At 42.7% G+C, this 13010-nt stretch carries 10 protein-coding genes; all 10 read left to right on the top strand.

Annotated elements, in window-relative coordinates; all coding sequences use genetic code 11:
- The first annotated feature begins 14 nt into the window (after positions 1-14).
- The 10 genes from FGG15_RS09160 to FGG15_RS09115 all read left to right on the top strand — a co-directional run bounded on the left by FGG15_RS09160 (position 15) and on the right by FGG15_RS09115 (position 12900).
- On the top strand, positions 15-1073 hold the full coding sequence (locus tag FGG15_RS09160; protein ID WP_138835530.1) for a cytochrome c oxidase subunit II: 1059 nt from the start codon (positions 15-17) through the stop codon (positions 1071-1073).
- 42 nt (positions 1074-1115) lie between these two features.
- On the top strand, positions 1116-2933 hold the full coding sequence (locus FGG15_RS09155; protein ID WP_138835528.1) for a cytochrome c oxidase subunit I: 1818 nt from the start codon (positions 1116-1118) through the stop codon (positions 2931-2933).
- A gap of 104 nt (positions 2934-3037) precedes the next feature.
- Positions 3038-3877: a GIN domain-containing protein gene (locus FGG15_RS09150; RefSeq protein WP_138835526.1), complete on the top strand. Its 840-nt coding sequence runs from the start codon at positions 3038-3040 to the stop codon at positions 3875-3877.
- 7 nt (positions 3878-3884) lie between these two features.
- Positions 3885-4910 carry a Holliday junction branch migration DNA helicase RuvB gene (ruvB, locus tag FGG15_RS09145; RefSeq protein WP_138835524.1) on the top strand — a complete coding sequence of 342 codons (1026 nt, stop codon included), beginning with the start codon at positions 3885-3887 and terminating at the stop codon, positions 4908-4910.
- A complete protein-coding gene (locus tag FGG15_RS09140; protein ID WP_138835521.1) occupies positions 4907-6229 on the top strand; it encodes a cytochrome P450 in 1323 nt (440 codons plus the stop codon). The genes ruvB and FGG15_RS09140 overlap by 4 nt, the downstream gene beginning before the upstream one ends.
- A gap of 205 nt (positions 6230-6434) precedes the next feature.
- Complete coding sequence (locus tag FGG15_RS09135; protein WP_161991946.1) at positions 6435-7520, top strand: nickel-binding protein; 1086 nt, start codon at positions 6435-6437, stop codon at positions 7518-7520.
- Between the two features lie 95 nt (positions 7521-7615).
- Positions 7616-8023, top strand: coding sequence for a DUF4242 domain-containing protein (locus tag FGG15_RS09130; RefSeq protein WP_237561792.1), 408 nt, complete (start codon positions 7616-7618; stop codon positions 8021-8023).
- Between the two features lie 101 nt (positions 8024-8124).
- Positions 8125-9045, top strand: coding sequence for a tRNA epoxyqueuosine(34) reductase QueG (gene queG / locus FGG15_RS09125; RefSeq protein ID WP_138835517.1), 921 nt, complete (start codon positions 8125-8127; stop codon positions 9043-9045).
- Between the two features lie 147 nt (positions 9046-9192).
- Positions 9193-10491, top strand: a complete 1299-nt coding sequence (locus FGG15_RS09120; protein WP_138838205.1) for an MFS transporter — start codon at positions 9193-9195, stop codon at positions 10489-10491.
- A 108-nt stretch (positions 10492-10599) separates the two neighbouring features.
- Entirely contained in the window at positions 10600-12900 is a 2301-nt protein-coding gene (locus tag FGG15_RS09115; protein WP_138835515.1) for an NADP-dependent malic enzyme, read from the top strand.
- The last annotated feature ends 110 nt before the right edge of the window (positions 12901-13010 follow it).

The raw sequence follows: 13010 nt of genomic DNA, 5'->3' as shown, positions 1-13010 counted from the left end.
TAGAGCAATATACAATGACTGCATTATTAACATTGACTGTTTTAGTACTGGTGGCAATTGCAATCTGGCAAATGACCAAGATTTTTGAATTGTCCCAACTTAAAGCGGAAGAAACTGGAGTAGCAACGGACAAGGATAACAAGTATAACGGTTATCTAATGTTTGCATTTTTAATCTTCATTTATGGTATCACCATCTTTAGTTTTGCGAAGTACTCCAAGGTATTGTTGCCAGAAGCGTCTTCAGCACATGGAGGTGGATACGACGAATTGATGTGGGTTTCCTTCGCCATCATTTTTGTGGTGCAGACCATTACTCAGGCTCTTTTGCACTATTTCGCATACAAATACAGAGGAGAAAAAGGGAAGAAAGCACTTTTCTTTGCGGACAATGACCGTTTGGAGTTCATCTGGACCATCATTCCCGTTATCGTTTTGGCAGGTTTGATTCTTTGGGGATTATATACTTGGACCAATATCATGGATGTCAACGATGAGGACGATCCCTTGATTGTGGAATTGTATGCCCAGCAGTTTAATTGGACAGCTCGCTATGGCGGTGAAGACAATGTATTGGGAGATGCCAGCGTAAGACTTATTGATATTGATAGGGCCAACGTTTTGGGATTGGACGAATCTGACCCCAATTCAGCGGACGATATTTTGGTTAAGGAATTGCATTTACCAGTAGGGCGAAAAGTGAATTTTATGATGCGTTCACAGGATGTATTGCACTCCGCCTATATGCCGCACTTTAGGGCACAAATGAACTGTGTTCCAGGTATGATTACACAGTTTTCCTTTACGCCGACCATTACCACTGAGGAAATGAGACGTAACCCGGATGTAGTGGACAAGGTGAAAAGAACAAACACATTAAGGGCCAAATGGGCTGCCGAAGGCAAACCCAACTCTGACCCCTGGGAGTTCGATTACGTATTGCTTTGTAACAAGATTTGTGGAAAATCACATTACAACATGCAGATGAAAATCATAGTGGAAACCGAGGAAGAATATAACAAGTGGATTGCAGAACAAGCTACTTTCAAAGAAACTTTAGCCTCTGTCGAGTAATAAAAGGCCATCAAAAAATAAAAATAAAATTTAAAGAAGATTATGTCAGCTACTGGACACGAACACGGACACGAAGATCACGGACATCATCATAAGGAAACCTTTATAACCAAGTATATCTTTAGTCAAGATCATAAGATGATTGCCAAGCAATATCTTATTACTGGGGTATTGATCATGGGCTTTATTGGGATTGCTATGTCCTTGCTTTTCAGAATGCAACTGGCTTGGCCAGGTGAATCTTTTTCCGTTTTTGAAGGATTGTTGGGCAAATGGGCTCCTGATGGAGTAATGGATGCCGACATTTATTTGGGCTTGGTGACCATGCATGGTACCATTATGGTATTCTTTGTATTGACAGCTGGTTTGAGTGGTACCTTTAGTAACCTTTTGATTCCATTGCAGATTGGGGCCAGGGATATGGCATCCGGTTTCTTGAACATGCTTTCTTTCTGGATGTTCTTTTTGTCTGCCGTAATTATGGTGATTTCACTTTTCGTGGAAGCTGGTCCTGCAGCAGCTGGATGGACCATTTATCCTCCCTTGAGTGCCCTACCTATGGCGCAAGCTGGTTCTGGAGCGGGAATGACACTTTGGTTGGTCTCTATGGCTATATTCATTGCATCATCCTTATTGGGATCCTTGAACTATATTGTTACCGTGCTGAATTTAAGAACCAAGGGGATGTCTATGACGCGTCTACCTTTGACCATTTGGGCTTTCTTTGTAACAGCGGTAATTGGGGTAATTTCGTTCCCAGTGCTTCTTTCGGCAGCCCTGTTGCTGATTATGGACAGAAGTTTTGGAACATCCTTCTTCCTTTCGGATATCTTTATCCAAGGCGAGGTGTTGCATTATCAAGGAGGTTCCCCTGTACTGTTTGAGCACTTGTTCTGGTTCTTGGGTCACCCAGAGGTATATATTGTAATCCTGCCTGCCATGGGTCTTGTATCCGAAGTGATGGCAGTAAATGCCCGTAAACCTATTTTTGGATATAGGGCGATGATTGCTTCTATCTTGGCCATTGCCTTTTTGTCAACCATTGTTTGGGGGCACCATATGTTCATTTCAGGGATGAATCCGTTCCTTGGTTCCGTATTTACATTTACAACCTTGTTGATCGCGATTCCATCCGCAGTAAAAGCATTTAACTGGATAACAACCCTTTGGAAAGGAAATCTACAGCTCAATCCGGGCATGCTCTTTTCCATAGGTATGGTATCTACCTTCATCACAGGAGGTCTAACAGGGATAATTCTAGGGGACAGTGCCCTGGATATCAATGTTCACGACACCTATTTTGTTGTGGCCCACTTCCACTTGGTAATGGGTATCTCGGCACTTTATGGATTGTTCGCCGGAGTATACCACTGGTTCCCAAAACTCTTCCAAGGAAGGATGATGAACAAGAATTTGGGTTATGTCCATTTCTGGATCACAGCTATTGGTTCGTATGGTATTTTTTTCCCGATGCACTTTGTTGGAATGGCTGGGGTACCAAGAAGATATTACGAGAATACAGCTTTCCCAATGTTTGACGAATTGACCAATGTGCAGGTACTGATGACCGTTTTCGCCATCATTACAGCGGGAGCACAGCTAGTATTTGCATTCAATTTTGTGTACAGCATTTACTACGGAAAGAGAGGGTCATTGAATCCTTGGAAGGCTACTACCTTGGAGTGGACTGCTCCACAGGAGCATATCCATGGAAACTGGCCTGGAGCTATCCCACATGTACATCGTTGGGCGTATGATTATAGTAAAACCTATGAAAATGGGGAGTACATCATAGCAGGGCAGGATTTTGTGCCGCAGACCATACCGCTGCAGGATAATGAAGAAGAGCTGAATCACTAGCGCAAAAGATAAAACAAGGCCCATCCAATTAGGATGGGTTTTTTGTTTCTGGGGTTTGGTACGGCAATTGTTATTGCTAATTGTAATATCTTTAATACTCCATAATGCGAACACTTTTGAAAAATCTTGCCATACTTCTTTTACTGCTGTTTAATCTGACTGCATTCGCGCAGCGCAAGCCCAAAATAAAGGGAAGCAGGATTGTAACAGAAGTAAACGGCGAACTTCCCATGTTCAATACCGTACAGCTCAATGATGATTTGGATATCGTCTTGAAAAAATCATTTGGGCCAGGGTATAAAATAGAAGCGGACGATAACTTGATTGATATCCTTAAGTTCAATGTTGTGGACGGTACCCTGATCATAAGCTCGTTTTATGATGTTACCGCCAAGAAGAAATTGGATATAACGGTAGAGTTTACTGAGCTACAGGCCATCGTGGTTAAAGAAGGCAGTATAACTTCCGAAGATATGATCAACAGTGATGAGCTCTTTGTGGATGCTTTTTCCAATGCAAGACTAAACCTTCAAGCCAGCGCAGCAGTTATGGATATTCGTATGGAAGAAACCAGTCGTGGCGATTTTAATGTGGATGTAGACTCCCTCAATATTTCTATAAATCAAAGGGCAGAGGCCTATGTATATGCCGTAAATGAAGTGGGCTTGGTAGATTTGGAGCAGAATGGTTCTTTGACCTTGGAAGGAACATCGGATAGGATTGAGGCCAATCTAACGGATAATTCCAGATTAAAGGCCGAAAGAATGGAAACAGCGGCAATAAATGCAAAACTGGAAAACAGTGCAGTGGCCCGCTTGAATGTATATCGTGAACTTGAGCTCAGCGCAATAGATAATACCAGGACCTATCTCTATGGGAATCCCAGCATAACCCTTATTGAGTTCTTAAATACCGCCCAACTTTTAAAAAAGGAAGAACAATAGCTGCCCTATGAACGAAAACCTGGATCCAACATCCGAAAACTTTTCCCAAGAAGAGCTGGACATTGAAAGGGCTTTGAGACCCATAACTTTTGATGATTTTACCGGTCAGGAGCAGGTGTTGGAAAACCTTAAGGTGTTTGTACAAGCTGCGAACCTTAGGGGTGAGGCATTGGACCATACCTTGTTTCATGGACCACCGGGATTGGGCAAGACCACCTTGGCCCATATTTTGGCCAACGAATTGGGAGTAGGGATTAAGGTTACGTCTGGACCCGTTTTAGACAAACCAGGCGATTTGGCGGGACTGTTGACCAATCTGGAAGAGCGGGACGTATTGTTTATAGATGAAATCCATCGACTGAGTCCCATTGTGGAAGAGTATCTGTATTCCGCCATGGAGGACTATAAGATTGATATTATGATTGAAACGGGTCCCAATGCCAGAACCGTGCAAATCAATTTAAGCCCGTTTACTTTGGTGGGAGCCACTACACGCTCCGGCTTGTTAACTGCTCCTATGCGCGCACGTTTTGGTATCCAAAGTAGGTTACAATATTATCATACCGAACTGCTGTCTACCATTGTGGAGCGAAGCGCAGACATTCTCAAAGTGCCCATTACCAACGAAGCAGCCATTGAAATAGCTGGAAGAAGTAGGGGAACCCCCAGAATTTGCAATGCCCTTTTAAGGAGGGTGAGGGATTTTGCCCAAATCAAAGGGAATGGGAACATTGATATGGACATTTCCAAGTTTGGATTGAAAGCCCTGAATGTAGATGCACATGGCTTGGACGAGATGGATAATAAAATCCTTTCTACCATTATTGACAAGTTCAAGGGAGGGCCAGTAGGCATAACCACGTTGGCCACTGCGGTTTCGGAGAGTGCCGAAACCATCGAAGAGGTCTATGAACCTTTTCTCATCCAACAGGGTTTTATTATGCGAACCCCTAGAGGCAGGGAAGTCACAGAATTGGCCTATAAACACTTGGGCAAAATCAAAGGAGGAACTCAAGGCGGTCTTTTTGAATGAAGAAGGTACCTTCAATTTCCACTTTTAAGGTTTTTGCCAACCGACGTACAATCCAGAAAAACCCACTGAATTTCCATCACCGGAATTTTAAGAAATTGGGCGATACTTTTAGCGTATCCATCCCCGCCGAAGGCAGGGTAATCTTTACCCGAGACCCTGAGTTGGTAAAACAAGTACTTCAAAAAAAGCATAGAAGTTTTGAAAAATCAAAGTTGCAGACTAAAGATCTGGCCAAATATATTGGGCATGGTTTGTTGACCTCTAACGGGGAACATTGGCGCACCCATCGACGAATGATTCAGCCGGCCTTTCATCAGAAAAAACTCAAGGGACTTTTTGGAATTATGAGATCTGCCATTCAGGAAGAGCTGGATAGAATTGAGCCCGGCTCGGACTTGAATGTTATCCCCTTGATGGGGGATTTGGCCTTTCAAGTGGTGGCGCAAACCTTGTTTAGCCACAATGATATTAGGCAACCCATGGCGGAGCTTAAGCATATCACCGAAGTCAATCAGAACATGTTGGTGACTGAAATGCGTAGGCCGTATTTCAGATGGTGGTATCGTCTCATGGGAGAAATAAGCAAACACATAGAATTCAGTAATCGCGCTCGGGAGATTCTTAATACTCTTGTAGAAAATAGACGGGCTCAAAATGTAGACCGGGATGATTTGTTAGACATGCTCCTGAAGGCCACTTATGAAGATGGGACGCACATGCCGAGAAAGCAATTATTGGACGAATTGATGATCTTGTTTACGGCAGGATATGAAACCACCGCCAGCGCCCTTTCCTTTACATTGTTCTTTTTGGCAAAGAATCAGCTGGCGCAGGAAAAATTGTTGGCCGAGATTACCAATTTGGGCAAAAAACAATTGGAGTTGGAAGACTTGACCCAATTGCCCCTGACATCTTCGAGCATTAAAGAAGCCATGCGTCTGTATCCTCCAGCTTATTTTATGGATAGGGTAGCCACGGAAAACACAGATCTAAATGGGGTCAAGCTTAAAAAAGGAGGTATGATCCTACTCTCCATTTTCGAATTGCATCGGCATCCAGCCTTTTGGGAAAATCCCTATGATTATCAAGTAGATCGTTTTGTGGGGTTGGACAGTAAAGAATATGGCAACTATTTTTATCCCTTTGGAGCTGGCCCAAGGATGTGTATTGGCAATGCCATGGCCACCTATGAAATGATACTTGCAGTGGCAGAAATTGTTAAAAAGTTTAAGTTGACCACGAGCATGGCCGATGTGGAGATCAATCCGCTGATTACCCTAAAGCCTCAGAAGGTAACCATTGAATTTACGCTGCGCTGATTTCCTTATAGCAAGGAATGGATGTTCCAATATGCTCTTGGAATGCTATTGAATTAGTCGTTCTAAAGCTTTGATTTTGAATCATTTTTGCCATAAAATGGTCTATTTTTCTTATTTTCAATACTAGATATTTTCTTTCTTACAGAAGATTTTCCCCATCTGACCCAAATGTGTCATTAGTATCAAAATCAATATGCCCATATATATGGATAGACATATTGTTCCAGGCATTGAGGCCAAGCATGCTGCTGAGGCCCATAGGAAAGATTTATTGATTCAGGATGAATATGGGTGCCGGTGCATGACCTATTGGGTGGATGAAGAGCGAGGAAGTGCATTTTGTTTGATAGATGCTCCAAATGAGGAGGCTGTAAAAAGAATGCATGATCGGGCACATGGACTCATTCCGCATGACATTGTTCAAGTAAACAGTAATGTGGTTGAAGCATTTCTGGGTCGAATCACGGATCCGGTGGGGTATTATAGTCCAGATAGCCCCAATCTCAAAATTTTTAACGACCCGGCATTTAGGATTGTCATGGTGGCTCAAACCAAGGATACCCGATTGTTGAAAAAGGAACTGGGTGCAGCAAAGACGGAAAAACTCTTGTTGTTGTACCATGAGATCCTTCGCGAACAAATTGCAGAAAATCAGGGGAGGGAAGTTGAACTCAAAGGGGAGCGTTTCATTGCTTCATTTGTCTCGGTCACCCAAGCTGTATTATGCGCTGCTAGAATTCAGAAGAAATTACATGTGGCAGGTGAGTTGATTGACCTGAGAATAGGCCTCAATGCGGGTATGCCGGTTACCACGTACAAGAGTATTTTTGGGGATGTGATCAAAATGGCCCAATACCTAATCCATGTAGGTGCCGCAAACCATACCATGATGGCAAGTATAATCAGGGAAATTTACAAGGATGATGGTCAACCATCTGGTCATGAAACCTCTTTTATTTCCCTTAAACCTTCGGATGAAAATACGCTTGAACTGTTCATGGATGTTTTGGAAAAACAGTATGGTAATCCACAATTTGCGGTGCGGGATTTTGGTAATCAAACGGCCATGAGCAAATCAAAACTATACCGCAAAAGTATGGCCCTGTTCAAATCTTCTCCGAATGAAATACTACGCAAATTTCGATTACAAAAGGCTTTGACACTTTTAAAAAAGGGTAGCACAGTTTCCCATACTGCATTCGAATGTGGATTTAGCAGTCCTTCCTATTTCATAAAATGTTTTCAAGAAAGCTTTGGTTTATCCCCATTGTCCTATCAAAAAATGGAATAAACTTGGTCCATTTTTGACATTATTTGAGTTTTTCCTGTCATAGAATGCTTTGATTGCATTCTAGTTTTAAGGTGTAAAACTTTAAAATTAATGTCATGAAAAAAATCGTTTTGATTGCCACTGTTGTTGTTTTCTGCTCCGCTAACCTTAATCAATTATCTGCCCAAGAGCAAGGGAGCAATGACGAAGATAACAATCCTACAGCGCTTAAAAAGCAAGTATTGAAAACCTATGTGATAGAACGGGAAATTCCCGATGCTGGTCTTCTAAGTCAAGCACAGTTAAAAGGAATATCACAAAAATCATGTAGCGTATTGGAGAACATGGGTTCAGAAATTGAATGGATGCATAGCTATGTAGCCGATGATAAAGTATATTGTTTGTACAAGGCAGTTAACAAAGAACTTATTGAGGAGCACGCCAAGAAAGGTGGGTTTCCCGTCAATTCCATTCAGGAATTGTCAACGGTTATCGGACCAAATACTGCAAAGGAAAAATCCTAATTCATGGTTCGGGTGAAATGTCAGAAGCTACTTTGAAGTAGCATGCCTCATGGTTTTAGGTATTATTTTTTTAATTTAGAAAATGCTATTAATCTGATGTAATAGACACAAAACACAAATATTCGAATTTGATAAAAACCGAAGCCAAACGCCTCGGTTTTTTGTCTTGTGGTATCTCTAAGGCTGTTTTTCTAGAGGAGGAAGCTCCACGTCTTGAGAAATGGCTCAAGCAGGGCATGCATGGAGATATGCAATACATGGAAAACCATTTTGACAAGCGTTTGGATCCCACCAGGTTGGTGGAAGGTTCCAAATCTGTGATTTCATTGCTGTTGAACTATTTTCCGGAACAGCATCAAATAGAAAATACGTACAAGGTTTCCAAATATGCCTATGGAACCGACTATCACTTTGTGATCAAGGATAAACTCAAATCCCTTTTACATTTCATTCAAGAAGAAATTGGAGAAGTTCACGGCAGGGCCTTTGTGGATTCTGCTCCGGTCTTGGACAAGGCCTGGGCAGCCAAAAGTGGTTTGGGATGGATAGGTAAACATAGCAATTTACTGACCCAACAAGTGGGGTCTTTTTATTTTATTGCTGAGTTGATCATTGATTTGGATTTGGAGTACGATGCTCCAACCACTGACCATTGTGGTACCTGTACGGCTTGTCTGGATGCCTGCCCAACGGAGGCTATAGTAGAGCCTTATGTGGTGGATGGAAGCAAATGTATTTCCTATTTCACCATTGAGCTTAAAAATGAGATTCCAACCGAGTTCAAAGGGCAGTTTGACGACTGGATGTTTGGCTGCGATGTATGCCAGGATGTGTGTCCTTGGAACCGATTCTCCAAGCCACACCAGGAACCTTTGTTTAATCCGCATCCGCAATTATTGTCGATGGAACGAAAGGACTGGGATGAGATTACAGAGGAAGTTTTTAGAAAAGTGTTCAAAAAATCGGCGGTAAAAAGAACCAAATTCCAAGGCTTGAACCGAAATATTAAATTTCTGAAATAGGGAATTGCAAAATTTCAAACGTTTTCGTTGCCGATATCTTGATTTCAGTGGTGTTATTTTATAAATCCTCTATGGAAAACACTATATTGAAGGAACTTAAAGACAATAGGCGATACCTGGCCTTGGATTAAATCTCCCTCAGATATGATGAAGATCACAAAACCCCGATTAAGTTTTTGGCAAATATGGAACATGAACGTTGGATTTTTGGGTATCCAATATAGTTTTGGTTTACAGCAAACCGCAATAAACCCTATTTTTCTTTTTCTTGGCGCCAAAGAGGAATTGCTGCCTATACTTAACATTGCGGGGCCTGTCACTGGTTTGATTGTGCAACCGCTTATCGGTGCCATTTCTGATAAAACCTGGTCACCCAAATGGGGCAGGAGAAAGCCTTTTTTCCTTATAGGGGCCATCATGGGAAGTTTATGTCTTTTTGCGTTCCCTTTAAGTCCGGCACTTTGGTTTGCTGTTGGCTTACTTTGGATTCTTGATGTGGGAAACAACATGGCCATGGAACCTTACCGTGCCTTTGTTGGAGATAAATTACCCGACAGTCAGTTGAGTATTGGTTATCAAATGCAGAGCTTATTTGTTGGAGCTGGGATATTATTGGCGAATGCGTCCATCTTTCTGTTTCAATCTTGGTTTGGCGGCGGGGAAGAAACCTCGGGCTCCATTCCAACCTGGTTATATTATTCCTTTTTTATAGGTTCTTTTCTATCCATTGCTACCATTTTATGGTCTGTTTTGAAGACCCCGGAAATACCTCCTTCAGATGAAGAACTGCAAGAAATAAATGCCCATAAAGGTTTACCTTTTATTGAGAGGTTTAAAATGCCCTTTAAGGAAATAAGCGAAGCCGTTAAGGATATGCCCAAATTTATGTGGAAGCTTTCTGCAGTATACTTGTTCCAGTGGTATGCCTTATTTGTATACTGGCAGTTTATCACCCCCTTGTTTAGGGCTACAATGGGATTCGACACATCCGAAGCAGCCGCACAAGCTGCCAAAATGAGCACTACCTACAACATTGTAACTGCCGTTGTTGCTTTAATTTTGGTGCCCCTAACTGTAAAGTATGGCGGTAAAAAAATATACGCCTTAAGTTTGGTAGGTACCGGATTGGCACTGTTTGCCATCCCAAATATTTCAGACCCGGTCATGGTACTATTTCCCATGGTTTTGTTTGGAATTGGTTGGGCCGCCATGATGGGTATTCCCTATAGTATGGTTTCAAAGATTGTTCCGCAAGAAAGAAGAGGGGTGTATATGGGAATTCTTAATATGATGATTGTGATTCCCATGGGAATCCAAACCCTAAGTTTTGGCCCCATTTTCAAGAACCTGTTAGGCGCAAATTCTGTAAATGCCATGTTCTTTGCAGGCACATGTTTTGTGATTGCAGCTATACTGGCCATGCGACTCAACGTCAAGAAAGACTAAAGTTTTTCATAGAAACCGACACCACAATTCAACTCCGGTGAAAAGAAGACCTAACTTATATAGGTTTTCTAATGGAATGCCATAAATTTACCCCTTCAAACTTTAGGTATGAGCAAAGAGAAACAACGACGGGAGGCATTATTGTATCATGCCAAACCCCAGCCCGGTAAGATAAAAATAGTTCCCACCAAACCCTACGCTACCCAGCGTGATCTGGCCTTGGCTTACTCCCCAGGCGTAGCAGAACCCTGTTTGGAGATTGAAAAGAACAAGGAGGATGTCTACCGCTATACGGCTAAAGGGAACATAGTTGCCGTAATTTCCAATGGAACAGCTGTTTTGGGCTTGGGAAACATTGGCCCGGAAGCATCCAAACCTGTGATGGAAGGGAAAAGTTTGCTCTTCAAGATTTTTGCCGATATCGACGGAATGGATATTGAATTGGACACCACGGATGTAGATAAATTCATAGAAACCGTCAAGACCATTGCACCAACTTTTGGTGGGATAAACCTGGAAGACATTAAGGCTCCTGAAGCCTTCGAAATAGAAAGACGCCTAAAAGAGGAGCTGGACATTCCGGTGATGCACGATGATCAACACGGAACGGCAATTATCTCGGCCGCCGCATTGATCAATGCCATGGAAATAGCCCAAAAGAAAATCGAGAAGGTGAAAATTGTGGTCAGTGGGGCCGGAGCGGCAGCCGTTTCCTGTACCCGCTTGTACAAGGCCTTTGGCGCCAAAGCAGAGAATATTGTAATGCTGGATAGTAAAGGAGTTATCCGAAAGGATCGGGAAAACCTATCCAAGGAAAAACTGGAATTTGCTTCGGATAGAAAAATTGATACATTGGATGAAGCCTTACAGGATGCAGATGTGTTCATTGGGCTGTCCATTGCTAATATTATGACCCCGGACATGCTACTGTCCATGGCCAAAGACCCAATCGTGTTTGCCATGGCCAATCCCGATCCAGAAATTGAGTACGGTCTTGCCTGTAAAACGAGGAAGGATGTTATTATGGCCACAGGAAGGTCCGATCATCCCAATCAGGTAAACAATGTACTAGGGTTTCCGTTTATTTTTAGGGGAGCTTTGGATGTTAGGGCTACCAAGATCAATGAAGAAATGAAAATGGCTGCGGTCAGGGCTTTGGCCGATTTGACCCGCGAACCAGTTCCAGAACAGGTCAACATAGCTTACGATACGACAAGGTTAGCATTTGGCAAGGAATATATCATACCCAAACCATTTGATCCCCGTTTGATTACCAAAATCCCACCAGCAGTGGCCAAGGCGGCAATGGCTAGTGGAGTGGCAAAGGCGCCCATCCAGGATTGGAAAAAATATGAGGAGGAGCTGTACCAGCGGTCAGGGAATGATAATAAAGTAGTGCGGTTAATGCACAATAGGGCCCGGGTGAATCCCAAACGGATTGTTTTTGCAGAGGCTGAGCTCCTGGATGTGATGAAAGCTGCTCAAATTGTACATGAGGAAGGGATAGCCATTCCAATTCTCTTGGGGAGTAGGGAAATCATTGAAGGTCTCAAAAAAGAACTGGAATTTGAAGCTGAGGTTGAAATCATAGATCCTAGATCGGACGAATCAAAGGAAATCAGGACCAAATATGCTATGAAACTTTGGGAATCCCGAAAAAGAAAAGGGGAAACCCAATACAGCGCCCGAATCAATATGGGCAAGCGAAATTACTTTGGAGCCATGATGGTATTGGAAGGAGACGCTGACGGAATGATTTCGGGCTATTCAAGATCTTACCCCAAAGTGTTAAAGCCCGTTTTTGAGGTTTTGGGTAGGGCTAAAGGAGTTACCAATGCTTCAACGGTTAACATAATGATCACGGATCGAGGGCCTTTGTTTTTAGCGGATACCTCCATCAATGTGGATCCCAATGCCGAAGAATTGGCTGAAATTGCCCAGATGACTGCTAATGTGGCCAGCACCTTTGGGTTTAATCCGGTAATGGCACTGTTGTCCTATGCCAATTATGGCTCATCCAGTCACCCAAATGCCAGAAAAGTAAGGGAGGCGGTGCGCATGTTGCATGAGCGTAACCCAGATTTGGTAGTAGATGGGGAAATCCAAACGGATTTTGCCCTGGATCAGGATTTATGCCATAACAATTTCCCATTTTCCAAATTGGCTGGAAAAAAAGTGAATACCCTGATTTTTCCCAATTTGGATTCGGCAAATATTACGTACAAGCTTTTAAAGGGATTGCATAATGCAGAATCCATTGGGCCAATTATGGTAGGTCTGCGAAGATCAGCGCATATTCTACAATTGGGTGCCAGTGTGGATGAAATGGTGAATATGGCAGCAGTTGCTGTAATTGACGCCCAGGAGCGGGAAAAACGAAGAATGGCCCATATGCAAGTGGAAGATTAAATCTTATTTTTCAATAACCAATAACCAATAACCAATAACCAATAACCAATAACCAATTGACAGTTGCTTACGCCTTAAATCATCCCAAGTGTCATTTAAATCGAACCATC

Origin of the sequence: Flagellimonas algicola (assembly GCF_005937185.1) — a bacterium.
Lineage (GTDB): Bacteria > Bacteroidota > Bacteroidia > Flavobacteriales > Flavobacteriaceae > Flagellimonas > Flagellimonas algicola.
Note: the sequence above shows the minus strand (reverse complement) of the source record. Positions and strands in the feature narration are given on the sequence as shown.